This window comes from Rhizobium sp. G21 (assembly GCF_014158035.1).
GTDB lineage: Bacteria > Pseudomonadota > Alphaproteobacteria > Rhizobiales > Rhizobiaceae > Rhizobium_E.
Genome location: NZ_JACFXW010000001.1, coordinates 4,105,042 through 4,130,998 on the forward strand (window position 1 = coordinate 4,105,042; position 25,957 = coordinate 4,130,998).

Consider the following 25,957-nt stretch of genomic DNA (forward strand, 5'->3'; position numbering starts at 1 on the left):
CAATGCTGGTGATTTTGCGCAAAAACGTTCAAGCCCGCAAAAGAATGGTCAAGCGGCTCGGAATAAGATGACTTATGGAGTCATCTTATCATCAAGCGAGAAGCAGGCGCGTGAGCGCCCGCGAAGGGGACAGGCATGACACGAAGAATCAGAAAGGCGCGTCTTGCGCCTTGGCTTGCGGCCGGCGTCGCGGCGACCGCGATCCTTTCGGCGCAAGGCGCCCTCGCGCAGGAAGCCACCCAGCTCAAGAAGCTCGTCGTCGAGACGGACAAGGCCGCCGAAGCGACCGGTCCGGTGGATGGCTACGCCGCCGAGGCGACCGAAGCCGGCACCAAGACCGCGATGCCGATCAACCGCGTGCCGCAATCGGTCAGCGTGATCGGTCGCGAGGAGATCGAGGATCGCGCCGTATCCGGCAAGATCGACGAAGCGCTGCGCTACGCCTCGGGCGTCACCGCCCAGCCGTTCGGCAGCGATCCCGACACCGACTGGGTCTATATTCGCGGTTTCGACGCCACCCAGACCGGCGGCTTTCTCGATGGCCTCAATCTCCAGAGCTATGGGTTCGGCGGTTTCCAGATCGATTCCTATTTCCTGGACCGGATCACCGTGCTCAAGGGGCCCTCGTCGGCGCTGTATGGCGGCGGCAGCCCCGGGGGCATCATCGACATGGTGCGCAAGACGCCGACCGCCGAGCCGCTCCTTTCGACGGAAGCCGGCGTCAACAATTTCGGCAACGGCTATGTCGCCTTCGACGCGTCCAACGCAATCAAGGACAGCGCTTTCAGCTATCGCCTGACGGCCAAGGTCTCGGGCGGCAACTACCAGACCGACTACGGCAACGATCTGCGCGCCGCGGTGATGCCGCAGCTGACCTGGAGCCCCGACGACGCCACCACGCTGAATGTCTTCGCCTATTATTCGACGCTCGACCAGCGCCACGGCGCCGGCAGCTTCCTGCCCTATTACGGCACGGTGAAGAACGCGCCGTTCGGCAAGATCGACCCGGACAACTTCTACAGCGAGCCCGACCTCGACGAGGGCTCCGCGCGCCAGACCCTGATCGGCTACAGCTTCAAGCACGAGCTGGAGAACGGCGTCACGCTCAAGCAGACGCTGCGCTACGGACATGTGAAGAAGTACGAAAACGCGCCTTACACCTATGGCTGCTATGACGCCGTCACCTATTTCAGCGATTGCTCGTCGGCGGATGCGGCCAATGCCGAATTCTACCGGATCGGCTTCGAGCATCGGACCAGCGTCGACTCCTTCAATGTCGATACGCATGCCGAGGGCTCCTTCGACACCGGCCCCGTCAGCCATGATCTGATGGTCGGGATCGACTATCGCTATTTCGGCATCGATCAGGTGCAGGCGTCGGGTTATGCGGCGCCGATCAGCGTGCTGGATCCCGCCTATGGGGCCGACATCGTCACCTCTCCCTACCTGGTCCAGGATCTCGTGCAGCAGCAGGTCGGTCTCTACGCGCAGAACCAGATGCGTTTCGGCTCCGGCTGGGTCGCCACGCTCAATGGTCGTTACGACTTCGTGCATACGGATTCGGATTACGACCTCGGCGGAACGGACTATGTCGCCGACAACAAGGCGCTGAGCGGCCGGGCCGGCCTCGCCTATGAATTCGCCAACGGCGTCACGCCCTATGTCAGCGCGTCGACCTTCTTCGATCCGGTGATCGGCACGACCGCGGGCGGCGATGGACTCGATCCCGAGGAAGGCTACCAGCTCGAGGCAGGCGTCAAATACCAGCCCGATTTCATCGAGGGGGTCTTCACAGCCTCGGTGTTCCAGATCGTCAAGCAGAACTGGACGCTCACCAATCCTGCAACTTACGCCAGCGAGCAGGTCGGCGAGGTGAGGTCCCGCGGGATCGAGCTGGAAGCCAAGGTCGATCTGACCGAGCAATGGCGGGCCGTGGCCGGCTTCACCTATCTCGATCTCGACATCACCAAGCACAACATCGCGACCTATGTCGGCAATTCGCCCTATCTGATCCCGGAAGTTTCCGCCTCGGCCTGGCTGGATTACAAGCTGCCGGCCGGCATGCTCGAAGGCGTCAGCCTCGGCGGCGGCCTGCGGTACCAGGGCAAGAGCTGGGCCGATATGGACAATACGCTCAGGGTGCCCGATGCGGTCGTCGCCGACGCCGCGATCCGCTATCAGAAAGACAATCTCGGCGTCTCCCTGACCGCGACCAATCTGTTCGACAAGGAGTATGTCACGGGTTGCCAGGGACCGCTGGTCTGCTCCTACGGGGCAGGGCGAACCGTGATGCTGAAGATCAACAAGCTCTGGTAAAACGAGTCCCAAACGGGCCGAGTTCGAAAAGAAAAGGCCGGCGGATCGAGCATCCGCCGGCCTTTTCAATGAGAATGCCGTCGTTCAGGGGCGATGCGGATCCGGGGTGATCTCGGGCATGGCCTCGTTGGCCTGCTTGGCCTCGTAGACCCATTCCCGCCAGATCGACACCAGCAGCGCCATCAGCACCGGGCCGACGAACAGACCGAGGAAACCCATGGTCTTGACGCCGCCGACCAGTCCGAAAAACGTCGGCAGGAACGGAAGCTTGATCGGGCCGCCCACCAACTTGGGTCGGAGCGTCTTGTCGACGATGAACAGTTCGACCGAACCCCATGTGATCAACGCCACGCCGGCCATGAAATCGCCGCTGGCGGCGAGATAGATCGACACCAGCGTGAAGGACAGCGGCGCGCCGCCCGGTATGAGCGCCATGACGCCGGTGATGAGCCCGAGCGTCACCGGGGAGGGAACCCCGGCCAGCCAATAGGCGACGCCGAGCACGATGCCCTCGCCGATCGCGATGATCGTCATGCCCGAAACCGTGGAGCTGATGGTCAAGGGAACGATGCGCGAGACGCGCCGCCAGCGACCGGGCAGCACCTGTTCGCCGAGCTGGTCGAGCTGGGCGACGAGATGTTCGCCGTCTCGATAGACGAAGAGCAGCGTGATCAGCATGAACAGCAGGCTGAGTATCTTCTGGAAGGCCGTGGCGCCGACGACGAGCACGCCCTGGCCGATATTGCCGATATTGGCGCCCGAGACCACCTGCACCAATTCGCCGAAGCCGCCCGGCTTGCCGAAATGCAGGGTCCATTGTTCGCTCAGGAAGTCGCCGACCAGCGGGATCTGCAGCAGCCAGGCGGGGGCGGGGGCTCCCGCGGCGTTGGCCGCCATAGCCCAGGCGCTCCAGACCTTGATTTCCTTGATGGCGGCGACGATGGCGAGCGACAAGGGCGCGATGATCACCACCATCACCAGCATCAGGGCGATGGAGGCCGCCAGCGTGCGCCGGCCATTCATGGCGGCGAGAATGCGCCTGTAGATGGGCCAGGTGGCGAAACCGATCACCAGGGCCGCCAGCACCGGGACGACGAAGCCATAGAAGAAATAGACGCCGGCAATCAGCACGAACAACAGCAACCAGCGCGCCGCCGATGTGGGGCCCACCAACGCCGAGCGCCGCGGCGTCCGCGCCGTCTGCTCCGCCGAAGGCGTGATGTCTGCCGGGTCTGTCACGATTGCCATGTCTTTGTCTCGCTAATGCCGTTCCAGCGCGATTCGCTATCCGAAGGCGGGGTGTTAGGAAAGCGTCTTAAAGGTCGCGATTGATGAAATTATTGCGAAAGACCGAATTGTGATCAGATTGAGGAACTTTGGCGACCCGGCCTGGCGTCGACGCACCTCGCCGGGGAAGCGCTTTCGCCGGTGGTGTTCGACATTGCATATGTCGGTTTCATCGGAGCAATCCGCAGCGCGGCGCTTGCAGTCCGGCGTCAGGCGACCCTGTCGGCGGGGCGCAGTTGGGGAAAATAGCGCGCGGCGATTTCCGAGGCCGTCACCGGGCGGGAGAAATGATAGCCTTGCAATTCGTCGCAGCCCGACAGTTTGGCGAAGGCGGCCTGCGTCTCTGTCTCGATCCCTTCCGCCGTCACCGCCACATTCAGCGCATTGGCCAGCGAAATCGTCGCTTTGAGCACCGCGCTGGCGTTTTCATCCGCTTCGAGATCGCTCACCAGCGAGCGGTCGATCTTCAGCCTGTCGAAGCCGAATTTTCGCAATGCCCCGATGCTGGCGTAACCGCAGCCGAAATCGTCGAGCGCGATCTTCACCCCCATCTCTCTCAAGGCGTCGAACGTCTTCTGCGCCTGTTCGGGGTCGGAAATCAGAACGCCTTCGGTGACCTCGATCGTCAGGCGGCTGGGCGAAAATCGGTTCCGCTGCATGACTTCGGCGAGATTGGCGACGAGGAAGGGATTCTTGAGCTGGATCGGCGAAATATTCAGCGCCAGCCCCGTATCGCCCCAATGAGCCGCGGCCCTGAGGGCGAGTTCGGCGATGCGCAGGCCGAGCTGGTCGATCAAGCCGGAGCGCTCCGCCGCGGGTATGAAGAGATCCGGCCGCACGAGCGATCCATCCGGTTTTTCCAGCGCGCCAGCGCCTCGACACCGCCCAGCGCGCCCGTGCGGGCATTGATCAACGGCTGGAAAGCGACGTCGATCTCTCCATCCGCCAGGCCCTGGCGAAGATCTTGCTCCATCTCCCGCTGTCGACGCGCATCGCGGTCGAGCCCCGCCTCGTAATCGACATTGACGCCGCGGCCCATTTCCTTGGCGCGATACAGCGCGAGATCGGCCCGGCGCAGCAATTCGTGAATATCGTCCGCGTTCGGGTCGGAGGAGGCGACGCCGACACTCGCGCCGATCTTGATCACGCGACCGTCGATATCGAAATGCGCCGACAGCGCTTGCTGGATCGACGCCCCGATGTCGGACGCCATGCGACGGTCGGAGAGAACGGCGAATTCATCGCCGCCGAGGCGGGCGATCGCCGCATCCGACGGGATCGTGAGAGCGATGCGGTTGGCGGCTTCGCGGATCAACTGATCGCCGACCGGATGGCCCCATATATCGTTGACGGCCTTGAAGCCATCGAGATCGACGAGATGCAGCGTCAGTGCGGGCTTGGTCGCGGCCTCGAAGCGCTTCAGCGCCGCCTCGTACAGCCCGGAGCGGTTGAGAAGACCGGTCAAAGGATCGTGCGCGGCCTGCCAGGCCAGGGATTTTTCCCGATGCCGGGCGTCACGCAGGAGCAACGCGGCCACGCCGATGATCGCCGCGACGATGGCGACGAAAACCCCGGCGGCCGTGGCCAGCATATGTTCGACCTTTTCGTAACTGGCGCTTCCGGGCTTCTGGCTCGGCCATACGAAATAGGCGATGCGCTCGCCCTTGATGTTGCGCAGTCCGATGGAGAGATTGTCCTTCACCGGCGCGTTGGCGAGTGTGAGACCGCGAATATTGAAGGTTCCGCGCACGTCCGCGATCATTCCCGGCGTCATATGCTTGGCGAACAACAACACATGCGACCGGCCGAAGGATTGTCCCGGCGTCACGACGCTCGGTTGGATGGGGGCGGCGCCGACCACGGCGACGCCGATCCTGGTGCGTATGAAACTGACGGACAAGTGATCGCGGTTGATCGCCACATCTCGGGCCCGCGCAAGGAGCGTCGACAGGGAGAGATCGAAGAACTGTTCCGCATGCGCAATCTCCACCCCCGCATGATATGCCACGACGGGTCTGTTGAAACCGTCATAGACGATAGCCGTGTCATAGAGGGGGTAATCCTCGGTGGTGGAGGCCCAGTTGTCGATGATCCACTGCCGGGCGTCAGGCGTCTTCATGACCTCGAAGGCGTCGTCCCAGAACGCGTTGTCGCGCAATGTAGCCGAGAGTCGCGAGCGCAACGCGTTGGAAGCGCCCTGGGCGGCGGTGACGGCGCGGGCGTCGTCCAGGCGGTCGGCGTTGTGATAAATGGAGGTGACGGACTGGACGACGAGGGCGGCCAGCGTCGCGCTCAGCGCCACGAGGAGAAGGCCGACGACCACCACCATGCCGGCATGGTTCAAGCCGTTTCTCTTGTCGGGCCAAATCCGCATATCGCCTCCGCGTATCCGCTGTCGTGGCGGTCGTTCTCTCCAGCTATATTACCTCCTTCGAATAATTCACAGTTAACGCGCCCGAGAAATCCAGGGGTTTTTGCGAAAAGTCTGGTTCGGCCGGGAAAAAGCCGGCATGCGGCGCAACCTCTCGGGCCGTGGGGCGTTGTGTCTCCGCCAGCGGCGGGCCCAGTGTCCGGCCGCGCCATAAACGCAAAAAGACGACATGGAGTGTGGTGATGAGTGGGTTCAACGGCGGTCTCAGGGGGCGGCGCGTGATGGTTCTCGAGGACGACGTTCTCATTGCCATGGATATGGAGGATTTTCTGCTCGGCCAGGGCTGTCAAGTCGTCGGGCCGATCTCCAACGTCGAATCCGCACTCGAGAAGGTGGAGACCGGCGGGCTCGATGGCGCCGTCGTCGATCTCAACCTGCGCGGTGAACTGTCCGTGCCCGTGATCGAAGCGCTGAAGTCGCGCGGCATCCCCGTCATCGTCTGCAGCGGCTATGCCGAGCTTTCGGGCGTCCGGGACATGCTCGCCGATGTGCCCATGGTGACCAAGCCTTGTGACTTCAACGCCCTGTCGAAAATCCTGGCCGACAGTTTCACTGCGGCCGCAGCCCCTCAGTCAGCGGAAAACTGAGCACGCAGCGCAGGCCGTCCCGGCCGAAGTCCATCATGGCGCGACCTTCCAGCTCGTATTCTATCAGGCTGCGGATCAACCGCGATCCCAGCCCGCCCTGGCCCGGCGCGGTGATGGCGGGCCCTCCCTTCTCGACCCATGTGAAGTGAAGCAGCGGCGCGTCGCCCTCGCGCGGCTCCAACGTCCAATCGACATCAACCCTGCCATGCTGCGACGACAGCGCGCCGAATTTGGCGGCATTCGCGATAAGTTCGTGAAACGCCATGGACAGCGACAGCGCGATGCGCGGGCTGATGCGCACATTCGGCGACATCTCCACCACGATCCGCTTTTCGAGATCGTCGAAGCTGGCCGCGGCGCGGGTCAGCACGTCGAGCAGTGCGGTTTCATTCCAATTGTTTTCGAACAGGAGCGCGTGCCCATCGGCGAGCGCGGTGACGCGAGCGCTCAGGCTTCTCTCGAAATCCTCGACGGTCTTGGCGACGCGCGCGGTGCGCCGCACGAGCGACAGCATCACCGCCATGTTGTTTTTCACGCGATGGCTGAGTTCACGCACCAGGATTTCGCGCTGCTGTTCGGCGTGACGCCGGCGACTGCGCTCGTTTGCTTCCGCAAGCGCGCGTTCGACGGCCGAGGGCAGTCGGTTCAGTCTCTGTTTCAGAACATAGTCGGTCGCGCCGCGGCGAAAAGCGTCGATCGCCGCGTCCTCGCCGAGCACGCCGGAGACGAAGATGAACGGTGTTTCAGGCGCCTGCGCCACCACGACGTCCAGCGCGGCCATTCCATCGAAATCCGGCAGCGAAAAATCCGACAGCACGAGGTCGTAGCGGCCGTTGGAGAGCGCATCGACGAAGGCCTGCCTCCCGGTGGCGATCGTCAGAGTCGGCCGCGGTTCGACGCGGTCGATCTGTTCGGAGATGAGTTCTGCGTCGATGACGCTGTCCTCGAGCAGCAATATGCTCGCGGTCGCGGCGGTATTCTCAGTCATGACGGCGATTTCCCGGTGGTGGTTCGTTGAGGAGCGCCCAGAAGACGCCGAGATCCTGGATCGCCTTGAAAAATTCGTTGAACTCGACCGGCTTCACCACGAAGGCGTTGACGCCGAGTTCGTAGCTGCGGATCAGGTCCTGTTCTTCGCGGGACGAGGTGAGCATGACGATGGGGATGTGGCGCAGCCGGTCGTTGCTCTTGACGCGCTCCAGCACTTCGAGACCATCGACTTTGGGAAGCTTCAGGTCGAGCAGCACCACGGTCGGATCGCCAGGCGTGCGCTCGGCTTGCACGCCTTCCCGGAACAGATAGTCGATCGCCTCGGCGCCGTCGCGCGCGATGACGATCTCGTTGGCCAGCTGACATTTTTCGAGAGCGGTCAGCGTCAGCTCAAGATCCCGCGGACTATCCTCCACGAGCAGAATGGGCCGAAGTTCAGGCAAGTTTCCTATCTCCTTTCGGATTTGTCGGCAAACGGAACTCGAATCGCGCTCCGGCGTCGGGTTCGCCGGTGGCCGATATTTCACCGCCATGCCGTTCGATGATGCGGCGTGTCAATGCCAGGCCGATGCCGGTTCCCTCGAAATCCTCTACGCGCTGCAAGCGCTGGAAGACGCCGAAGAGCTTGCCGTAATAGGCCATGTCGAAGCCCACGCCGTTGTCGCTGACGCTGAACGTGGAGATGTCGCCGATGCGCTGTCCGGAAATCTCGATAGACGCTTCGGCGCGCGGGCGGGTGTATTTCACCGCGTTTTCAATCAGGTTGAACCAGGCCTGGCGGAGGAGACCCGGATCTCCATGCGCCGGCGGCAGGTCTCCTATCGTCCAGGCGATCTTGCGATCCTCGAGGGACGGCTGCAGGCTGCGCACGACTTCGGCCACCAGCTTGTTCATGTCCACCGGTCGGGAGGCCATCGCCGTTCGCCCGAGCTGGGAGAAATTCAGGAGATCGTCGACCAGCCGTCCCGCCGCCATGGCGGAATCGGTGATCGTGGCGAGGTAGTGCCGGGACTTTTCATCGAGCCCCGGCGTTCTCTCGCGCAGCAGCTGGGCGAAGCCGACGATATGGCGAAACGGCGCACGCAGGTCGTGCGAGACCGAATAGCTGAAAGCCTCCAGCTCCTTGTTCGAGCGACGCAGTTCATCGCTCAGTTGGGCGAGCTCCTCGGCCTTCTTGAGCACGATGTTGATGATCGCGGCGCGCAACGCCCGGGCCGCCTCGATCTCCGTCATGCGCCAGGGGGCCGATTTGCCGCGCACCTGTTCTTTCCAGGCGTCGAACGAATGGCGGGGGTGGATGCGTCCGTTTTCCGACACCGTCTTGTGGGGTCGTCCGCCCCAGGTGACGGTCTGGACCACTTCCGGACGAAACCAGATCAGCCAGCTATGATGCAGTTCCGACACGCGCAGCGCCATGACGCCGCTCGCGACCTCGACCATTTTTCCGTCTGTATCGAAGATCTCCGACAAACGGTCGGTGACGACGACGTCACCGTCGTCGCGCTCCGACAGCCAGGCGATGAGGCGCTTGATGTCGCTGAGGGGCGGAACGCGGCCGACGGTCTTGACGTCGTCGCCGTCCTCGACGATCGCGGCGCCGCTCGCCGAGACGAAGGCGAGCAACTGGTCGGAAGCCCGCAACAGGCCCTCGCTCCAGGTCGCCGCCGACGTCGTGGCGCCGATCAAATGGCCGTGGACGCTGGCATGCCGGGCGCGCTGGGACGCGTTTTCGGAATCTCGTTGCGAGGCGATGCGGATCGCCAAGGATTGCACGGCGAAGTCGCAGGCGTCCCTGAGCGCCGGCGACACATAGTGAGCCGCGCGGCTGTGACAGGCCACCAGACCCCAGAGCTGGCCCGAAACCATGATCGAGATCGACATGGACGAGGCCGTGCCCATGTTGCGCATGTATTCCAGATGCACCGGCGAGACGCTGCGGATCTGCGAGAAACTCAGGTCCAACTGGTCGCCGGCGTCGGGATGCAGGGCGGCGAGATCCACCGGCGTATAGTCGATATCGGGAATGATGCGCGTGCGGTTCAGCGCGTAGAGACGACGGGCCTGCGCGGGAATATCGTCCGCCGGGAAATGAAGGCCGAGATAAGAGGGCAGGGCGCCGGAATTCCACTCCGCCAGCACCTGGCCGTTCCAGGCCTCGTCGAAGCGGTAGACGAGGGCGCGATCGAAACCGCTGAGCTGCCCGACGAACCGCGCCGTCGCCTCGAGCGCCGCATCGATATCGGCCTGGGAGGCGAGCAAAGGCGCGAAGTTTGCGAGATGCGACAGCAGTTCGTCGGTCGCATCACCCGACAGAGGTTCGAAATCGACGATCGCGACATCGCCGCTGCGATGAACGAAGCCGTGCACCCTGCCTTGGGCAGGGCCTTGCGCAGCGTCTTTTCCTCGCCGCGGCGCCAGGAGTCGATCGCGTCGCAGAGATCGGCCATGGCTCCCGTTGTGAAACTTTCCCTCTCTGGCCGGAACTTCAGTCTGGACTCGAAGTTCCGTGACGCCCAGAGCGGCGTCGAAGAGGTCATGTCGAGCGCAACCAGGGCCCCGTGAGGCTGGATTGCGCCGGGTATGTGTATGGGCTCGCGCGCACAGGCGTCGAGATCGGCTTGGGATGTCAACGTCGCCCGCTCCTTGTCGCGCCGAACGGCGCCGTATTGATCGTTTTCAGGCCGCCAGGGCCCTTCGGTGATTTCTTCATCGTCGGTTTATCGGGCCATCCAGCCATCGTTGCCGCGGGCATGGCCGCGATTGCGCATGGCCTCTGCCATATGCGCCTGCGGAGCGGAGGATTTTGCCTGTTCTGCGGCGCGATCGAACAACTGCGCCAGCCAGGCGCGATCCGGCTCGACCGCCGACAGCGCTCGTTCTATCCGTTCTACGGCCGAACTGTCGGGTTGGATGTAATCGGGCTCTTCCATCGCGACCGAAACCGCCTGGACCCGAAGCCTTGCTCCCACGCCGTCTTGATATTGCGACAGCAGCAAGCCGACCAGTTTGAGCTGCTCTCGGATGCGCGCGCGCGGCTCGTGCGCGATCAATCGCTGAAACGCTTCGATCATCTCGCGGCGCGTGGCCGGCAATTCCGCCGCGTCGAGGATGTCGTGGCCGATCGGACGGTCGCGCAAATCGGCAAGAAAACGGACGACGAGCGTTCGCGCCTCGGCCAGTTCGCTCGAAGATCTCTTTGCGCCGTGCATGTCACCGAAATAGGTCATACTCTCTGCCTGTCGTGTCATCAGGCGATCAACGCCGGATTGAGCAAATAGTTCACTGTCAGTTATTCCGCTGTTGCTCATCCGCAGCTCCCATCCGATCTTTCTTAACTGCAACGGCCTGAAGTTCAAGCGTGGCTGGGAAATGCGGTGGGTTCGTGGTCGCCACATCAATATCGACAGCAATCGAGCAAGCTTGCGCGCTGAATGTCGCCGTCATCGGATTGATTGCGCTCTGCAGAACATGCGGCGCAGGAAACGTGAGAAGGCTACAGCGCAGGTTGCCGGAGAAGACTTTTTCATGTCGTCGCGGGGGTTGAGGTCGGACCGTTCGGCGCTTAATCAGATCCCGGAGGTGTTATTTCCTTCGCCTAAGAACTGTCCGCAGCATCCAGGCGTATACGCTGTCGAGTGACTAGAAAGCATGCGCTATGGATCCCGCACGAGACGAAGCGAGAGACTTGTTCAACGGCAAGACTCTGCTGGTAATCGATCAAGACTTCTTTCTCTCCGACCAGACGCGGCGGATGGTGGAGGGCTGGGGCGGCGCCTTTGTCGTGGTCGGCTGCGTCGCCGAGGCTCACGAATTTTTGAAGAGCCGGCAGGTCGACGCCGCCGTCATCGACATCGAATTGGAAACGCGCGACGCGTTCCTTCTCTGTGAACGGCTGGACGCGCTCGGCATTCCCTTTGTATTCGCCTTCGGCGACAGCGCGCCGGACGCCGTTCGCGCTCATGGCGGCTTTTCGCTGCGGGGGCGGTCGACGCGTTGATCGATGTCGGGCATGGCCTCTTTCGTCGCAGCGCCGTTCCGCCGGTTCACTGATCAGCCGACGCCGCCGTCCGCGTCGCCGCCGACGCCATCCTTGTCGACCAGAGCGCCAGACCCGGGCGTCTTTTCATGATCGGTCAGATCCGGGCGCGCATGCGGCCCTTCCGCAGGACCTTTTTTCGACTTGTCCTTTACGCTCGCCGCCTCGTCGCGACCTTCGATGTCTTTCTGCGCCGTGCTCATCATCCGCTCCTATTCGATTGCCGCGATCAAACGTGAAGCGCTGCATTTCTGTTCCCTGGCGCCTCCGCTTCACGATCTTTTCGACAAACGGCCGGAACCGAGCGGAAGCCCTGGTGTTGTCCGTGTGCAGGAGAGAACCTCACGCGATCCTCTCGATCTCCTGCGAAAGGGCCGCTCCCCGGACGGAACGCTTGGCTGACCTCCGGAGCGTGAAGCCGGCGGAGCGGCTTCTTTGCGGAGAGACAACGGAACAAGTCGGCGGCTGCCGTGTTGATCCGCATCAGTCGCATGCGGATCAGGGGAATACACATGCCGAACCCGGACTACATTTCGCTCAACCCGGATCAGATCGTGAAAGTCGGCGTCAACGCGTGGCGCGCGGCCGTGGCCGAGCGCGTCGGCTTCATGGTCGACGGCGCGGCTTACTTCACCGCGCTCGACGAGGCGTTGCGCCAGGCGCGCCGAACGATCTGGATCGTCGGCTGGGACTTCAACCCCGACATCTATCTGCGGCCCGATCGCCCGAGCGAGACCTTGGGTGAGCTGCTTCGCTCGCTCGTGGAGTCGAACGACGACCTGGAGATCCGAATTCTCGTCTGGGCCATGGGGCCGATCTATTCCGGCAAGTCTCTCGCCTTGTTTTCCGAAAACAGTTGGTCGGCGCATCCGCGCATCCATCTGCGCTTCGACCGCCGGCATGCGATCCGCGGCTCCCATCACCAGAAATTCGTGACGATCGACGATCAACTGGCCTTCATCGGCGGCATCGATCTCACCCACAAGCGCTGGGACGACCCTCGCCACGATCCCGACAATCCGCTGCGCGTCACGCCGTCTGGCGAGACCTACGAGCCCGTTCATGATCTGCAGGCGGCGCTGTCGGGGTCTGCGGCTGCGATGATCGGCGATCTCGCCAGACGCCGCTGGCAGCACGCCAACGGCGAGGATATTTCGCCGGCGCCCATCGACAGCACCGACGCCGTCTGGCCGGGGAGCGTCTCGGACGACTTCGGCGGGTGTGAGGTGGCGCTCGCCCGCACAGAGCCCGGTATTCGCGGCCGCAGGAGTCGCCGCGAGGCGATGCGGTTGACGATGGACGCGCTCGCCTCCGCGCGGGATTCGATCTATATCGAAACGCAATATCTCGCCTCCTTCGAGGTCGGCCGACTGCTCGCCAAACGCCTTGCCGAACCCGACGGGCCCGAAGTGGTGGTGATCGTGACGCGTCTTTCGCACGGTTTTCTCGAGAAGATCATGATGGGAGCCAATCGCGACCGGTTGATCCGCCGTCTGAAACGCGCCGATCGCCATGGTCGCTTCCGCGCCCTTTATCCGGTCGTGCCGAATCGCAGGGGCGGCGAATGCGACATCCTCGTCCACGCCAAGCTCGTGGTGGTCGACGATCGTTTCATCCGGCTCGGTTCTTCCAACCTCAACAACCGTTCCGAGGGCCTGGATACGGAATCCGACATCGCCATCGAGGCCGAGAACGGCGCATGCAAGGGCGCCATCCTGTCGTTGCGCGATCGGCTGATGGCGGAACATCTGGATTGTTCGGAGCAGGACGTTCGCGCAGCCGTCACGCGGCGCGCCAGCCTGATCGGCGCGATCGAGGAGTTGAACACCAAACCGCGCGGGCTGCGCATCCTGGCGGTCGACGTCGAAAAAGGCCAGACCGGACCGGTGTTCGGGACCGGCATGGTCGATCCGCGCAAGCCCTTCACGCCCATCAAGGGCGCCCGGCGGCTCTGGGACGCGCTCACGGGGCGGCTGACCAGCCTGGTCGCGCCGCAGGCGCGCAAGGACATGTAACGGAAACGCCCCGGCGGCGATATGCGATCGGGGCGTTTGGGTGCAGGACGGATAATGGATCATTCGGCGGCGGCGGGTTGATAGCCCGCCGCCTTCTTTTTTCAGCAGAAGTTCGCTCATCGCCAGCAAGGCGAGGCCGAAGGCGAGCGGAATGAAATAGTAGACCACGCGGAAGGCGATGACGGCGGCGATCGACGAGGCGCCCGGCAGGATATGCACGATCGTGGCTTCCAACACGCCGAGGCCGCCCGGAACATGCGAAATGATCGCGGCGATATTGGCGGTGATCGAGGCGGCGGCGACTTTCAGATAGCTCGCCGGAGCAAAGGCCGTCAGCATCTGGTGCAGCGCGGCGGAGACGAAGGAGAAGTTGATCGTGCCGACCGCCACCTGCGCCAGCGCCAGCCGCATCGGCGGCAGCTTCATGCTCCAGGAGCGAATGCGCAGCGGTTTGCGCAGCACGGCGCAGAGCACGAGGTAGAGGACCGGGAAGACGGCGAAGGCCGCGGCCAGCATGCGGATCGTGCTCGTATCGAGCTTCATCATGTCGCCGGCGTCTTCGGGCCGCAAAGCCATGCCGATCGATCCCAGCGTCGACAGTCCGAGCGCGACGGTCACACCGCAGAACAGGATGATCTTGGCCACGGCTTCGCCATCGAGGCCCCAGCGGGAATAGAAGCGGTAGCGCACCGCTCCACTCGACAGCGCCGCCACGCCGACATTGTGGCCGATCGACAGGCTGACGAAAGACGCCAGCGCGGTCTGGCGGAATTTCAACGGTTTGCCGGCGTAGCGCGTCGCCAGCCAGTCGCCCACGGCGAGACAGAAATAGGAGCAGGCGGCGAAGCCCAGGCCGATCGCCAAATGGCTGACCGGTATCGAGGCGAGCGTCGTAAGGATTTCATCGAACGAATATTGCCGGAGCGTTCGCACGAGAAGGTATATCGCGCCGAGGATGGCGAGGACGAAAATGGCGCGCGCGAGATATTTAAGAAACATGGACCGCCGGTCTCCTGAAGTGTGGGAAGGGAACGAATCCGGCCGCAATGGGTTCCCCGGCATGCTTACGTCGAAGGACATTCCCGCCCGGCGCATTTTGCGCGCGCTCACCTATAATGTGCATAGCTGCCGCGGTTCGGATCGCCGACACGATCCGGAGCGCATCGCCGAGGTCATCGCCGAGAGCGGCGCCGAGGTCATCGCGTTGCAGGAACTCGATGTCGGTCGCAAGCGATCGGGCGGCATAGATCAGGCCGAGGTGATCGCGGCTCATCTGAAGATGCGGTCTCATTTCCATCCGGCGCTTCATGTCGAGGAAGAGCGCTATGGCGACGCCCTTCTGACGGCGCTGCCGTCGACGCTGCACCGCGCCGCGGCGCTGCCGTCCCGCGGAGAGCCGCGCGGCGCGCTGTGGATCGAGATCGACGTGCACGGCCGGAAGCTACAGGTGTTCAACACCCATTTCGGCCTGTCCTCGCCGGAGCGGACCTTGCAGGCCGAAACGCTTCTCGGTCCCGGATGGCTCGGCCATGAGCGCTGCCGCCGCGCGCCGACGCTGCTGCTCGGCGATTTCAACGCGGTTCCGAGTTCGCGCGCATTCCGGGTGATTTCACGTTCGATGACGGTCGCCGCGCCGCGCAGAGAGGGTCGTTGGCGGGCGACGTTTCCGGCGCGATGGCCGCTGCTGCGCCTCGATCATGTCTTTCACAACAACCGGCTGAAATTGATCGACGCGCGGGTGATCGATACGCCGCTGGCGCGAAAAGCCTCCGATCACCTGCCGATCGTCGCCGAATTCGAACTGCTCAGCTGACCGGCCAGACCCAGAGCAGCATCGGAACGCTCACGATCACCACGATGAACGACAGGGGCAGGCCGAGCCTCGGATAATCGCTGAAACGGTAGCCGCCGGGACCCATGACCAGCGTATTGCACTGGTGACCGATCGGAGTGAGGAAGTCGCAGCCCGCGCCGATCGCCACCGCCATCAGGAAGGCTTCCGGCTTGTAGCCGAGCGTGGTGGCGAAAGACGCGGCGATGGGCGCCATGACCAGCACGGTGGCGGCATTGTTGAGGAACGGCGTCACCGCCATGGCAGTCACCAGGATCAAGGTCAGCGCGCCCCAAGACGGCATGGTATGGGCGAGTTCGCCGAGATTATGGGCGAGGATTTCGCTCGCGCCCGACGTCCTCAGCGTATCGGCGACCGGGATGAGCGCCGCGAGCATGATCAGGATCGGCCCGTCGAAGGCTTTGTAGACATCGGCGAGCGGAATGACGCCGAAGACCACCATGGCCAGCGCCGAACAGAAGAAGGCGACGGGCACCGAGGCGATGCCGATCGCGGTCGCGCCCATGGCGGCCGCCAGAATGATCACCGGCAGATAGGCCTGGCGGGTGGAGCCCAGCAGAATGTCGCGCTGGGCGAGCGGCAGGCAGGCGAAATCCTGCAGCACGCTCGGCAGCGTGGCGCGGCTGCCCTGCAGCACGATGACGTCTCCTTCCTGCAGCACTAGTTCCGACAGGCGTTCCGACAGGCGGTGTCCCTGGCGGCTGACGGCCAGCAGATTGACGTTGCGCCGGTTCGACAGCGACAATTGCCGCGCCGACAGGCCGACCAACGAGGATTCCCGCGTGACGACCGCTTCGACGGAGATCAGGTCGGCGCGGTCCTTGACCAGCGCGCGGGATCCCTGCAGCTTCAGTTTCGCGCCGAGCACGGCGCGATCGAGATTGTTGGGGCTGCCTTCGAGAATGATCGTGTCGCCCGTATGCATGACCAGATCCGGAAACGGCGTCATGCGGGTATGGCCGCGTATCACGGCGGTGGCGACGATTTCGCGATCGCCATATTGCAGCAGGTCGCTCAGCGCCTTGCCGTTGATCGGCGACTCGTCGGTCACCGTCGCTTCCGTCGAATAGATCTTGCTGTCGAGCGATTCCTCGAGGGACGGGTTTTCGTTGCGCCGCTCGGGCAGGATCCAGTGGAAGAAGATCAGGAAGGCGGCGCCGACCACGGTCAGCGCCGCGCCCACCGGCGTGAAGTCGAACATGGTGAAGGTCTCGCCGGTCAACTCCTGGCGCAGCCGCGACACGACGATGTTGGGCGAGGTGCCGATCTGCGTCATGAGGCCGCCGAGCAGCGCTCCGAAACTCATCGGCATCAGATAGAGCGACGGCGATTTGCCGCTCTTGCGGGCGAACTGGAAGGCGGCCGGCATCATGATGGCGAGAGCGCCGATATTCTTGATGAAGGCGGAGAGGATCGCGACCGAAAGAATGAGCAGCGCGAGCTGCGCATGCACGGTCTGCAGGTTGGGAAAGAAGCGTTTGATGGTGAGATCGACGATGCCGGACCGTGCGACGCCGTAGCTGACCACCAGAGCCGATCCGACGATGATGACGATGTCGTCGCTAAAGCCCGAAAAGGCCTTGTCGGCGGGTACGATCCCGACGATGACGCTCAGCGCCAGAGCGCCGCAGGCCACCACGTCGTAGCGGACGCGATCCCAGATGAACACGGCCATCATGAGCGCGATGACGCCGAGAGCGAGCAGTTGGGGAGTTGTCATGCGTGTCCGATCCAGACCAATCGAGCTCAAGGCGTAAATGCGCGGGTCAACGCTGTCAATCCAGCAATGTTCCTGTCCAAAATCCGGCATTTTGCGGCGCCGCTGTTTCCATCTCGCACCTGCTAGCATATGCTCGATTCCACCTGGAGCGCATGAGTTGAGCGTGGAACAACTTCAGGCTTGAACCGTTAGCCGGCCGCGGCAGGCGGGAGCCGCCGCCGATAGCGACGACATCCTTTCAGAGCCCGACGATGGGGAGTTCACAGCATGACAGACACCAAAGAGGACCGTATCCGCAAGCGTGCTCACCAGATCTGGGAAGGCGCTGGACAGCCGGACGGCCTGCACGAAGCGCATTGGTCGCAGGCGGTCGCTGATGTAGAGGCCGAGGACGAGGCGGCGGCCAAGTCCGCCAAGCCGCGCGCCGCCAAGAAGCCGGAGGGGGCCGAAAAACCCGCGGCGAAGAAACCGGCCGCCGCCAAACCCGCCGCGGCCGCCAAGAAGTCCGACGAAGCGACGTCCACCAAAAAGCCTGCGTCTCGGAAGACCAAGGAAGCCCCCGCGACCTGATCGGATCACTTCTCAATCGCATTCCGCCGCGGCGCGCCCACGCCGCGGATCGGGCCATTTGTCGGCGCGCCGAACGATTGGCGCTCACAGCGCCGTATTCCCAACAAGACCATATCCTCACGCGAAAGGGGACCGCCCGTGACGGCGGTCCCCTTTCGTATGCATGTCGTCTTCGTCAGGGCACCGCCAGAAGCACGGCGTAGGGCGCGTCGTCGAACAGATGATTTAGCGACACCGCTCCGTTTTCGACTGCGACAGTCTCCCCTGACGTCATCGACGTGAATGTTAGGCTCGCCAAGTCGGCGGGAAGAGGCAATGTTGCCTCGCGGAACGCCCTTGCGCCGTCGCCGTCGCGCATCAGGACGAGCGGCAGGCGTGGCGCGACGACGATCAACGCCGTCTCTCCCATCATCCTGGCGAAAGCGACGGCATGGGCGCTAGCCGGCCCTTCCACCGACAGGGGCGCGTAATGACCGTCCGCAAACAGTGCCGGCGCCCGTTTGCGGAGCGACAGCATGTCGGCGACCAAGCGGTATTTCTGCGCCGCGAGATCCGCCGCCGTCCGGGGCCAGCCAGGCGGCGCGTCGGATGCCTCCAGCGCCGTCAGCGCGTCGACGTCGAGCGGACGGCGATTGTCGGGATCGACCAAAGAGAAGTCCAGCCCTTCCGATCCCTGATAGATGTCGGGAATGCCGGGGGCGGCCAGCTTGATCAAGGTCTGGGTGAGACTGTTGATCAGACCGGCGCGGGCGAAGGGCAGGAGCGTCGTCTCGAAATCGGCGCGGAAGGCGGCGGCCTCCGGTGAGAACAAGCCGGCGGCATAGGCGAGGACGGCTTTTTCATAATCGTTGCCTGCGTCGGACCAGTTGCCGCGCAGTTTGGCTTCCCGCACGGACTTCTCCACATAGGCGAGGAAACGGTCGCGGAAGGCGGAGAGGCTGGCTTCGCTTTCGCCGTCTTCACCGAGCAGCCATGCGCCGGCCAGCCCCTGATAGATCATCCATTCGACCTCGGGCTCCGGCGCAGGCCCATCCGGAAGCTGGACGACGCCGTTCGCATTCATCTTGCGCCAGCGCGAGACGGCGTCGGCCCAGACGTCGGGCGCTTCGGCGATCGCGAAGAGACGGGCGCGGGCGTCTTCGCCGCGCTTGGTGTCATGCGTCGAGGTCGCCGAAAGACCGTTCGGCTGGCGTAACGCGCGCTCCTTCATGCGGGCGTGAAAATGCTCGACGGAGCCGCCGGCGATGAAGGGGTCGCAACCGACCTCATTGAGAGCGAGCAGTCGGTGATAGCGATAGAAGAACGTATCCTCGAGCGCTTTTGCCAGCAGGGGGCCGGTGAGATGCTGAATGCGGGTGCGGAAACGGACGGCGTCTTCGAGGTTTTCCGGTCGCATGTCGCCGCGTAGAATGGCTTGGAGACAGCGCAAATTGGCCGCGTCTGTCCCGTCGGCCTGGCGATAGAGGCGCTCGAAGATCTTCAGCAGCACATCGGCGTCCTGCGCGCGAAGGCCGGACTTCGAGCCATAGGTGCGATAGACCGGAAAGGCGGCGAGCAGCTCGCGCAGAGCCCTGCTCATGCCCTCGGGGTCCGGCGTCGAACAGTCTTCCTCGCAGGCGGCGAGATCCACGGCCATGCGCTCGAGCGCCTTGACTTCGCCTTCGAAATTGACGTCGATCATCAACTGGCGCGCCGTCCGAAACTCGGCTTGCGGATCTAAATCGCGCCCAGCGAGAGCAGAGTAGGCGCGATCGAGCGGCTCGAGATCGTCGGGCGCGAGCGCCAGCGCCGTGGTGGCGATCACTTCGTATCCGGTCGTGCCCTGCACCGGCCACTGCGCCGGCAACTGCTCTTCATGTTCGAGGATCTTTTCGACCACGAGATAGGTGTTGGGGCCAATGCGCTGCCGGAGCTTGACGAGATAGGCTTCCGGATCGGCGAGCCCGTCGATATGATCGACCCGCAGCCCATCGACCACGCCTTTTTCGACCAGATCGAGAATGAGGGCGTGACTGTCCTCGAACACGGCCTCGTCCTCCACCCTGAGGCCGACGAGACCTGTGATCTCGAAGAAGCGGCGATAGCTGAGCCCGCTCGCCGCCTTCTGCCACTGGATGGGCGCCCAAGGCTGGAGCCTTACGATCTCGACCAGTCGTTCCGGCGACACCGCGCTGCGAAGCGCGGCGTTGAGATCGGTCGCCCCGGTGAGCGCCTGCCGCATCGCCTCGTGAAAGTCGTCGGAATTGTCGGGCCGGGCGGCGGCGGCGAGCGCCAGTATTTCCCGGAGGCCGGGACCCGACATGCCGGAGAGGGCGGCGGCGTAACTGCTCGGAGTGAGCGGATAGGCGCTGCCGTAAAAGGAAAAGGCCAGCACGCCCTGGTCTGCGTCGAAAGCCAGATGCGCTTCGTCGAGCCTTGCCGCCTCCTCGAGCGGCGTCGACAGGAAAGGCAGGGTCAGCCGCTGGCTCCAGTCGATGTCGAAATGACGGGCATAGGGGCTCTCGGCCCCCATTCCACGACGCTCCGCCACCAGGCGTTGTCGAGGGAAGCGGCGAGATGATTGGGCACGATGTCGAGAATGACGCCGATGTCGGCGGCGCGCAGCGCATTGGCCAAACGGTCGAAGCCGTCGCGGCCGCCGAGGTCCGGATCGATCTCATTGGGATCGGCGATGTCGTAGCCATGGGTGGAGCCGGCGGCGGCGGTGAAAATCGGCGAGCAATAGAGATGGCTGACGCCGAGCCGGTTGAGATGGGGAACGAGATCGATCGCGCGATCGAAGGTCATGCCGTTGCGAAACTGCAGGCGGTAGGTGGCGGTGGGAAACGTCATGAAGCAAGGTTCCATTTCGGAGGGGCGCGGATCGAAACTCTCAGGATCAAAGCCGGTTCCCGTTCGTCGCCGGCAGCGGATGGAATATTTTGCGTCGCACCATTCACCATGTCTCCATCCGTTCATTGTGGCGACAGGAAAGGCGGGCTAAATTCCGCCGCCGAACAATCCAGGGAAAGCCCATGTCTCTCATCCGTCTCCGCCAGGATTTCATCGACCGCGTCCTGCCCGCCTGGCTCGATGCGGCTTTTGATGAGAGGGCAGGGCAGTTCGTCGAGGGGCTGGAGCTCGACGGCGCGCAGGACAGGAGCGGCGTCGTGCGCATCCGCACGGCGGCGCGGCAGATCTATGTCTATGCGCAGGCGGCGGCCCTCGGCGTCGGCCCTGCCGACGGGTTGGAAAAGGCGGAGAAGGCCTATGAACATCTGAGACGCATAGCCTGGGTGGCGGGGGATGCGCCCGGCTTCGCTCGCGCCATCAGCCTGACGGAGGAAAAATCACCGATCCCGTCCGAGATCTCTATGATCACGCCTGCGTGCTGCTGGCGCAGGCCTGGCTCGCAGAGGCCACCGGCAAATCCGCCTATGACGAGGCGATCGCCGAGACTCTCGCGGTTATGGATGTCACGTTCAAAGCCCCTGGCGGCGGCTGGGCGGAAGATCATCTGGGGACGCTGCCGCGTCGGCAGAACCCGCATATGCATTGTTTCGAGGCGATGATCGCGCTGTGGGACACCGGCTGCGATCCTCGCCACGCCGCCCGCGCCGGCGAACTCTTCGATCTGTTCAAGACGCGGTTCTTCGACGAGGAGATGGGCGCTCTTCGCGAGTTCTTCGGCCCGCTCTGGCGGCTATCGTCCGAATTGGGCTCCGACCGTTTCGAACCGGGACATATGGCCGAATGGGTCTGGCTCATCCGGCGTTATGACGAACTGGCGGGCGGCGATCATTGCGATCTCGCGGCGCGCCTGCTGGCGACGGCGCTGAGGCTCGGCCAGGATGCGCAGAGCGGCTTTCTGATCGATGAAGTCGGTCCTGACGGTCGGCCGCGCAAGCGGACCCGCAGGCTCTGGGCGCAGGCGGAGCGCGTCAAGGCGCATCTGATGCTCGGCCTCGCCAATCCCGAAAGCGAGCACCGGGGACTGGCGGATAAGGCGGCTACGGATCTTCTCGACGTCTATATGACCGGCGGCCCGAACGGCTTCTGGCGCGATTGCTTCGATCTCGATGGCAAGATGGTGGCGACTTCCGCGCCGGGCAGCTCGCTCTATCACGTCTGGTCGGCCGTCGCCGAGCTCGTCACCCGCGAAATCTGAACAAGCGCGTCGGCTGTTGCAAAAAGCCGGCATTTCATTTATTCGATATTTCAAGAATCATAGGAATGTTGAATCATGGATGACAAGGACGCGCTTTCAGCCTTCGCCGCGCTTGCGCAGGAGACCCGGCTCGGCATCGTGCGCATGCTGGTGGTGGCCGGCAAGGACGGGCTGGCGGCCGGCGACATCGCCGAGCGCGCCGGCGTCTCCGCCTCCAACGTCTCCTTCCATCTCAAGGAACTCGATCGCGCCGGGCTGATCGTGTCGGAACGCGCCTCGCGCTCGATCATCTACACGGCCAATTATTCTGCGCTCGGCGCGCTCGTGCAGTTTCTGATGCGCGACTGCTGCGCCGGCCATCCCGACATCTGCGCGCCGGCTCTCGACGCCGCGGCCTGCTGCATTCCATCCGCAACGACCATTGGGGGAGCGTCATGACGGACAAGATCTACAATGTTCTCTTCCTCTGCACGGGCAATTCCGCCCGTTCGATCATCGCCGAGGCGCTGCTCAACCGCGCCGGCAAGGGGCGGTTTCGCGCTTATTCCGCGGGCTCTCAGCCCAAGGGCGAGGTGCATCCCTACACGCTCGATCTGCTGCGCAGCCTGAGTTACGACGTCAGCCAGGCGCGTTCGAAGAGCTGGGTGGAGTTCTCGGCCGAGGGCGCGCCGCAGATGGATTTCGTCTTCACCGTCTGCGACAGCGCCGCCGCCGAATCCTGTCCGATCTGGCCGGGTCATCCGATCACCGCGCATTGGGGCGTTCCCGATCCCGCCGCCGCGGAAGGCAGCGAAAGCGAAAAGCGTCTGGCTTTTGCCGAGGCCCATCGTATGCTCGGCAATCGCGTCAACGCATTCGTCAGCCTGCCGCTCTCCAGCCTCGACCGACTGACGACCGAAAGCCGCGTGCGCGATATCGGCCGCTCCCTGTCCGAGGCCGTGTGATCCATGACCGATCTTTCACGGCGCCTCGTCGCCGAAACGCTCGGAACGGCGCTGCTCGTCGCCACTGTCGTCGGCTCCGGCATCATGGCCGACCGTCTGAGCGATGACGTCGCCATATCGCTGCTCGGCAACACCATCCCGACAGGGGCGATCCTGTTCGTGCTGATCACGCTGCTGGGGCCGATCTCGGGGGCGCATTTCAATCCGGCCGTGACGCTGATCTTCCTCTTCAGGCGCGACATCGCCGTCCGTGACGCCGGCCTTTACATCTGCGCGCAGATCCTTGGCGGCGTCGCCGGGACTATGGTTGCGCATCTGATGTTCGATCTGCCGCTTTTGGCCGCCTCCGCCACAGTCCGCACCGGCGGCGCGCAGTGGTTCGCAGAACTGGTGGCGACGGCGGGGCTGGTGATCACCATTCTCGGCGGCTTGCGTCACAGGCCCGAACAGATCCCGACGCTGGTCGGGCTCTATATCACCGCGGCCTATTGGTTCACCGCATCCACCTCCTTCGCCAATCCGGCGGTGGCGATCGCCCGCTCGCTGACCGACACCTTCTCCGGCATCCGTCCAATCGACCTGCCGGGCTTCATCCTCGCCGAACTGATCGGCGCGCTTTTGGCGCTGGCGCTCTGCCGCTGGCTGTTCGCCGAGCGTCCCGTTCATCCTGAAAAACCCATGGGAGAAACAGTGTGAGCTTCACTGCGACCATCTATCACAACCCCGCCTGCGGCACTCGCGCAACACGCTGGCGCTGATCGAACATGCGGGCATCGTCCCCACCGTAATCGACTATCTCAAGACGCCGCCATCCCGCGACGAACTCTTGAAGATGATCGCCGATGCTGGCCTGACTGTGCGCGAAGCGATTCGCGAGAAGGGCACGCCTTATGCGGAGCTCGGTCTGGACGATCCCGAACTCACCGACGATCAATTGCTCGATGCGATGCTGGCGCATCCCATCCTGATCAACCGGCCCTTCGTCGTCACGCCGCTCGGCACGCGCCTCTGCCGTCCGTCGGAGAAGGCGCTAGACATTCTGCCCGACACCTTCACCGGCTCCTTCGCCAAGGAAGACGGCGAACTGATTCTGGACGATCAGGGGAAGCGCCTTGTCTGATCAGCCGTCCGAGCCTCACGCGTCCGATCTGCCCGCCGCGGCGTTGGACCATCTCCGCCTGCCCGATCTCGACGCGTTGCGCCGGCCGTTTTCGACGCATAAGCCGCGCATCCTGATCCTGTATGGTTCGCTGCGGCAGGTGTCTTACAGCCGCCTGCTGGCCGAGGAGGCGGGGCGACTGCTCGCGCATTTCGGCGCAGAGGTTCGTTTCTTCAATCCCGAAGGGCTGCCTTTGCCGGACGGCGCGCCTGTGTCGCATCCCAAAGTGCAGGAATTGCGCGATCTTTCTCAGTGGTCCGAAGGTCAGGTCTGGGTGAGCCCGGAGCGGCATGGCGCGATGACCGGCATCATGAAGGCGCAGATCGACTGGATACCCTTGTCGATCGGCGCCGTCAGGCCGACGCAAGGCAAGACGCTTGCGGTCATGCAGGTGTCGGGCGGCTCGCAGAGTTTCAACGCCGTCAACCAGATGCGCATTCTCGGGCGCTGGATGCGGATGATCACCATTCCCAACCAGTCCTCCGTCGCCAAGGCCTGGACCGAGTTCGATCAGAACGGACGCATGAAGCCGTCGTCCTATTACGAACGCGTGGTCGACGTATGCGAAGAATTGATGAAATTTACGCTTCTCACCCGTGATATATCCCCTTTCTCACCGATCGTTACAGCGAGCGGAAAGAAGCGGCGGATAAATTGGAGGAGCGGGTGACGCTGAAATCTCTATGAGCGTGGCGGCCGTCGGCCTTCGCGCGGAGGCCGAGGCCCTGCCGCGGCTGATCATCGCCACGCTCGGCCTGACGCAGATCGTCGGCTACGGCACGCTCTATTACAGCTTCTCGATCCTCGCGCCCGATATGGGGCGCGAATTCGGTTGGTCGGACGATGTCGTGTTCGGCCTGTTTTCCGCTGCGCTGATGGCGGGCGGCTTCGCTTCGGCCTGGATCGGCAAGCTGCTCGATCGGTTCGGCGCGAGCCGCATGATGGCCTGGGGCTCCATGCTGTCGGCGGCGTTGCTGGCGCTGACCGCGCTTGCGCCTCATCCTCTTTTGTTCGGCGTCGGCGTCGTGGCCTCACAGGTCGCCGCGGGCCTGGTGCTCTATCAGGCGGCGTTTGCGGCGCTGGTCGAGATAGCCCCGCGCGTCGCCGGCCGCAGCATCACCTATCTCACGCTGATGGCGGGTTTCGCCTCCTCGCTGTTCTGGCCCTTCACGACCTGGCTGCATCTTTATCTGGATTGGCGCGAGGTCTATCTTCTGTTCGCCGCGCTCAATCTCGGCCTCTGCGCGCCGGCGCATCTGTTCGTGGTGATCCGTCGCCGCACAGACGCCGCACGCGGCGTGACGCGGTCGGCGGCCGCCAAGGTGGTGGGCGTCCTCAAGCAGAGCGAACGTGAGGCGGGCTATCGGCTGGCGGCGGCGGCCTTCGCGCTCCAAGGCTTCACGCTCTCGGCCATGCTGGTGCATATGGTGCCGCTGTTGACGGCGCTCGGGCTGGGCGCTGCGGCGGTATCGATCGGCGTGCTGTTCGGTCCGTCGCAAGTGCTCAGCCGGCTGATCAACATGGTGTTCGGCGCGCGCCTGAGCCCACTGACCCTGTCGCTGCTCTCGGGCCTGTTCATGGCCGGCGCCGTGGTCGTGCTGCTCGTCTCGGGCGGCGGATTGATCGGGGCCGGCCTCTTCGCCATCTGCCTCGGCATCGGCTCCGGCATCAACTCCATCGCCGCCGGCGCCCTGCCGCTCTGGCTGTTCGGCTCCGACGGTTACGGCGAGATCACCGGCCGCATGTCCGGCTGGCGCCTCGGCGCCTCGGCGGCCGCGCCCTATATCTTCTCGCTCCTGATGCATTGGTCCGGCCCGACGCTGGCGCTCGGAGTCATGGCGGGAGTGGGCTTTCTGGCTGCGGGGTGTTTTTTGCAGTTGAAGCGGTTGCTTTGATAAGCGTT

23 protein-coding genes and 3 pseudogenes are annotated in these 25,957 nt (G+C 63.8%); 14 read left to right on the forward strand and 12 right to left on the reverse strand.

Annotated features, from left to right (window positions below; all coding sequences use genetic code 11):
* The first annotated feature begins 135 nt into the window (after positions 1-135).
* A complete protein-coding gene (locus tag H2O14_RS20365; protein ID WP_182829085.1) occupies positions 136-2,316 on the forward strand; it encodes a TonB-dependent siderophore receptor in 2,181 nt (726 codons plus the stop codon).
* 84 nt (positions 2,317-2,400) lie between these two features.
* Here the strand turns inward: H2O14_RS20365 and H2O14_RS20370 are convergent, their stop codons facing one another.
* The 3 genes from H2O14_RS20370 to H2O14_RS20375 all read right to left on the reverse strand — a co-directional run bounded on the left by H2O14_RS20370 (position 2,401) and on the right by H2O14_RS20375 (position 5,977).
* A complete protein-coding gene (locus H2O14_RS20370; protein WP_182829086.1) occupies positions 2,401-3,564 on the reverse strand; it encodes an AI-2E family transporter in 1,164 nt (387 codons plus the stop codon).
* A 248-nt stretch (positions 3,565-3,812) separates the two neighbouring features.
* Complete coding sequence (locus H2O14_RS27820) at positions 3,813-4,442, reverse strand: EAL domain-containing protein (protein WP_312858635.1); 630 nt, start codon at positions 4,440-4,442, stop codon at positions 3,813-3,815.
* Complete coding sequence (locus H2O14_RS20375; protein WP_246697466.1) at positions 4,397-5,977, reverse strand: diguanylate cyclase; 1,581 nt, start codon at positions 5,975-5,977, stop codon at positions 4,397-4,399. The genes H2O14_RS27820 and H2O14_RS20375 overlap by 46 nt, the downstream gene beginning before the upstream one ends.
* A gap of 239 nt (positions 5,978-6,216) precedes the next feature.
* Between H2O14_RS20375 and H2O14_RS20380 the strand changes: the two genes are divergently transcribed.
* Entirely contained in the window at positions 6,217-6,621 is a 405-nt protein-coding gene (locus H2O14_RS20380; RefSeq protein ID WP_182829087.1) for a response regulator, read from the forward strand.
* On the opposite strand, the gene H2O14_RS20385 is transcribed toward H2O14_RS20380, so the two are convergent.
* The 5 genes and pseudogenes from H2O14_RS20385 to H2O14_RS20410 form a co-directional block, all read right to left on the reverse strand.
* Entirely contained in the window at positions 6,584-7,609 is a 1,026-nt protein-coding gene (locus H2O14_RS20385) for a sensor histidine kinase (protein WP_182829088.1), read from the reverse strand. The genes H2O14_RS20380 and H2O14_RS20385 overlap by 38 nt on opposite strands.
* Positions 7,602-8,054, reverse strand: a complete 453-nt coding sequence (locus tag H2O14_RS20390; protein WP_182829089.1) for a response regulator — start codon at positions 8,052-8,054, stop codon at positions 7,602-7,604. The genes H2O14_RS20385 and H2O14_RS20390 overlap by 8 nt, the downstream gene beginning before the upstream one ends.
* Complete coding sequence (locus H2O14_RS20395) at positions 8,047-9,978, reverse strand: ATP-binding protein (RefSeq protein ID WP_312858636.1); 1,932 nt, start codon at positions 9,976-9,978, stop codon at positions 8,047-8,049. Before H2O14_RS20395 ends, H2O14_RS20390 begins: the two co-directional genes overlap by 8 nt.
* 158 nt (positions 9,979-10,136) lie before the next feature.
* A pseudogene (locus tag H2O14_RS29555) lies at positions 10,137-10,241 on the reverse strand (hypothetical protein); the annotation flags it as partial.
* A gap of 87 nt (positions 10,242-10,328) precedes the next feature.
* The gene (locus H2O14_RS20410) at positions 10,329-10,919 is read right to left on the reverse strand and encodes a hypothetical protein (protein WP_182829091.1); all 591 of its coding nucleotides are present in this window, start codon (positions 10,917-10,919) and stop codon (positions 10,329-10,331) included.
* A gap of 347 nt (positions 10,920-11,266) precedes the next feature.
* On the opposite strand from H2O14_RS20410, the gene H2O14_RS20415 reads away from it, so the two are divergent.
* Positions 11,267-11,608, forward strand: a complete 342-nt coding sequence (locus H2O14_RS20415) for a response regulator (RefSeq protein WP_182829092.1) — start codon at positions 11,267-11,269, stop codon at positions 11,606-11,608.
* 53 nt (positions 11,609-11,661) lie between these two features.
* On the opposite strand, the gene H2O14_RS20420 is transcribed toward H2O14_RS20415, so the two are convergent.
* Positions 11,662-11,850, reverse strand: coding sequence for a hypothetical protein (locus H2O14_RS20420; protein WP_182829093.1), 189 nt, complete (start codon positions 11,848-11,850; stop codon positions 11,662-11,664).
* Between the two features lie 309 nt (positions 11,851-12,159).
* Here H2O14_RS20420 and H2O14_RS20425 point away from each other — a divergent pair, with 309 nt between their 5' ends.
* From H2O14_RS20425 to H2O14_RS20435, 3 genes are all read left to right on the forward strand, one after another.
* The gene (locus tag H2O14_RS20425; RefSeq protein ID WP_246697467.1) at positions 12,160-13,662 is read left to right on the forward strand and encodes a phospholipase D-like domain-containing protein; all 1,503 of its coding nucleotides are present in this window, start codon (positions 12,160-12,162) and stop codon (positions 13,660-13,662) included.
* 213 nt (positions 13,663-13,875) lie between these two features.
* Positions 13,876-14,679, forward strand: coding sequence for a hypothetical protein (locus H2O14_RS28995; protein WP_312858637.1), 804 nt, complete (start codon positions 13,876-13,878; stop codon positions 14,677-14,679).
* Between the two features lie 43 nt (positions 14,680-14,722).
* A complete protein-coding gene (locus H2O14_RS20435; RefSeq protein WP_182829094.1) occupies positions 14,723-15,475 on the forward strand; it encodes an endonuclease/exonuclease/phosphatase family protein in 753 nt (250 codons plus the stop codon).
* Here the strand turns inward: H2O14_RS20435 and H2O14_RS20440 are convergent.
* Positions 15,468-17,234: an SLC13 family permease gene (locus tag H2O14_RS20440; protein WP_182829095.1), complete on the reverse strand. Its 1,767-nt coding sequence runs from the start codon at positions 17,232-17,234 to the stop codon at positions 15,468-15,470. The two genes, H2O14_RS20435 and H2O14_RS20440, sit on opposite strands and share 8 nt — an antisense overlap.
* 267 nt (positions 17,235-17,501) lie before the next feature.
* Here H2O14_RS20440 and H2O14_RS20445 point away from each other — a divergent pair, with 267 nt between their 5' ends.
* Positions 17,502-17,804, forward strand: a complete 303-nt coding sequence (locus H2O14_RS20445; protein WP_182829096.1) for a DUF2934 domain-containing protein — start codon at positions 17,502-17,504, stop codon at positions 17,802-17,804.
* Positions 17,805-17,979: 175 nt separating this feature from the next.
* On the opposite strand, the gene treY is transcribed toward H2O14_RS20445, so the two are convergent.
* Together treY and H2O14_RS27830 are read right to left on the reverse strand one after the other, a co-directional pair.
* On the reverse strand, positions 17,980-20,316 hold the full coding sequence (gene treY / locus H2O14_RS20450) for a malto-oligosyltrehalose synthase (RefSeq protein WP_246697468.1): 2,337 nt from the start codon (positions 20,314-20,316) through the stop codon (positions 17,980-17,982).
* Positions 20,259-20,636: an alpha-amylase family glycosyl hydrolase gene (locus H2O14_RS27830; protein WP_246697469.1), complete on the reverse strand. Its 378-nt coding sequence runs from the start codon at positions 20,634-20,636 to the stop codon at positions 20,259-20,261. Before H2O14_RS27830 ends, treY begins: the two co-directional genes overlap by 58 nt.
* Positions 20,637-21,132: 496 nt before the next feature.
* Between H2O14_RS27830 and H2O14_RS20455 the strand changes: the two genes are divergently transcribed.
* The 7 genes and pseudogenes from H2O14_RS20455 to arsK all read left to right on the forward strand — a co-directional run bounded on the left by H2O14_RS20455 (position 21,133) and on the right by arsK (position 25,949).
* Positions 21,133-21,951 carry an AGE family epimerase/isomerase gene (locus tag H2O14_RS20455; protein ID WP_312858683.1) on the forward strand — a complete coding sequence of 273 codons (819 nt, stop codon included), beginning with the start codon at positions 21,133-21,135 and terminating at the stop codon, positions 21,949-21,951.
* A gap of 75 nt (positions 21,952-22,026) precedes the next feature.
* Positions 22,027-22,389 (forward strand): helix-turn-helix transcriptional regulator, encoded by a 363-nt coding sequence (locus tag H2O14_RS20460; protein WP_182829097.1) that lies wholly within the window; start codon positions 22,027-22,029, stop codon positions 22,387-22,389.
* Positions 22,386-22,895, forward strand: coding sequence for an arsenate reductase ArsC (locus H2O14_RS20465; protein ID WP_182829098.1), 510 nt, complete (start codon positions 22,386-22,388; stop codon positions 22,893-22,895). Before H2O14_RS20460 ends, H2O14_RS20465 begins: the two co-directional genes overlap by 4 nt.
* A gap of 3 nt (positions 22,896-22,898) precedes the next feature.
* Positions 22,899-23,591 carry an MIP/aquaporin family protein gene (locus H2O14_RS20470; protein ID WP_182829099.1) on the forward strand — a complete coding sequence of 231 codons (693 nt, stop codon included), beginning with the start codon at positions 22,899-22,901 and terminating at the stop codon, positions 23,589-23,591.
* A pseudogene (gene arsC / locus H2O14_RS20475) lies at positions 23,588-24,015 on the forward strand (arsenate reductase (glutaredoxin)). The gene H2O14_RS20470 and the pseudogene arsC overlap by 4 nt, the downstream one beginning before the upstream one ends.
* Positions 24,008-24,741: pseudogene (arsH, locus tag H2O14_RS20480) on the forward strand (arsenical resistance protein ArsH). The pseudogenes arsC and arsH overlap by 8 nt, the downstream one beginning before the upstream one ends.
* The gene (gene arsK, locus H2O14_RS20485) at positions 24,738-25,949 is read left to right on the forward strand and encodes an arsenite efflux MFS transporter ArsK (protein WP_182829100.1); all 1,212 of its coding nucleotides are present in this window, start codon (positions 24,738-24,740) and stop codon (positions 25,947-25,949) included. Before arsH ends, arsK begins: the two are co-directional and overlap by 4 nt.
* Positions 25,950-25,957: the final 8 nt, after the last annotated feature.

What these genes read in the sequence shown, in the direction of transcription:
- H2O14_RS20415 (WP_182829092.1), top strand. Translation starts at nt 11,267, where the DNA reads ATGGATCCCGCACGAGACGAAGCGAGAGACTTGTTCAACGGCAAGACT.
- H2O14_RS20435 (WP_182829094.1), top strand. Translation starts at nt 14,723, where the DNA reads ATGCTTACGTCGAAGGACATTCCCGCCCGGCGCATTTTGCGCGCGCTC.
- H2O14_RS20380 (WP_182829087.1), top strand. Translation starts at nt 6,217, where the DNA reads ATGAGTGGGTTCAACGGCGGTCTCAGGGGGCGGCGCGTGATGGTTCTC.
- H2O14_RS20365 (WP_182829085.1), top strand. Translation starts at nt 136, where the DNA reads ATGACACGAAGAATCAGAAAGGCGCGTCTTGCGCCTTGGCTTGCGGCC.
- H2O14_RS20410 (WP_182829091.1), bottom strand. Translation starts at nt 10,919, where the DNA reads ATGAGCAACAGCGGAATAACTGACAGTGAACTATTTGCTCAATCCGGC.
- H2O14_RS27830 (WP_246697469.1), bottom strand. Translation starts at nt 20,636, where the DNA reads ATGACGTTTCCCACCGCCACCTACCGCCTGCAGTTTCGCAACGGCATG.
- arsK (WP_182829100.1), top strand. Translation starts at nt 24,738, where the DNA reads ATGAGCGTGGCGGCCGTCGGCCTTCGCGCGGAGGCCGAGGCCCTGCCG.
- H2O14_RS20445 (WP_182829096.1), top strand. Translation starts at nt 17,502, where the DNA reads ATGACAGACACCAAAGAGGACCGTATCCGCAAGCGTGCTCACCAGATC.
- H2O14_RS20420 (WP_182829093.1), bottom strand. Translation starts at nt 11,850, where the DNA reads ATGAGCACGGCGCAGAAAGACATCGAAGGTCGCGACGAGGCGGCGAGC.
- H2O14_RS20470 (WP_182829099.1), top strand. Translation starts at nt 22,899, where the DNA reads ATGACCGATCTTTCACGGCGCCTCGTCGCCGAAACGCTCGGAACGGCG.
- treY (WP_246697468.1), bottom strand. Translation starts at nt 20,316, where the DNA reads ATGGGGGCCGAGAGCCCCTATGCCCGTCATTTCGACATCGACTGGAGC.
- H2O14_RS20460 (WP_182829097.1), top strand. Translation starts at nt 22,027, where the DNA reads ATGGATGACAAGGACGCGCTTTCAGCCTTCGCCGCGCTTGCGCAGGAG.
- H2O14_RS20440 (WP_182829095.1), bottom strand. Translation starts at nt 17,234, where the DNA reads ATGACAACTCCCCAACTGCTCGCTCTCGGCGTCATCGCGCTCATGATG.
- H2O14_RS28995 (WP_312858637.1), top strand. Translation starts at nt 13,876, where the DNA reads ATGCACGATCGTGGCTTCCAACACGCCGAGGCCGCCCGGAACATGCGA.
- H2O14_RS20465 (WP_182829098.1), top strand. Translation starts at nt 22,386, where the DNA reads ATGACGGACAAGATCTACAATGTTCTCTTCCTCTGCACGGGCAATTCC.
- H2O14_RS20375 (WP_246697466.1), bottom strand. Translation starts at nt 5,977, where the DNA reads ATGCGGATTTGGCCCGACAAGAGAAACGGCTTGAACCATGCCGGCATG.
- H2O14_RS20370 (WP_182829086.1), bottom strand. Translation starts at nt 3,564, where the DNA reads ATGGCAATCGTGACAGACCCGGCAGACATCACGCCTTCGGCGGAGCAG.
- H2O14_RS20425 (WP_246697467.1), top strand. Translation starts at nt 12,160, where the DNA reads ATGCCGAACCCGGACTACATTTCGCTCAACCCGGATCAGATCGTGAAA.
- H2O14_RS20385 (WP_182829088.1), bottom strand. Translation starts at nt 7,609, where the DNA reads ATGACTGAGAATACCGCCGCGACCGCGAGCATATTGCTGCTCGAGGAC.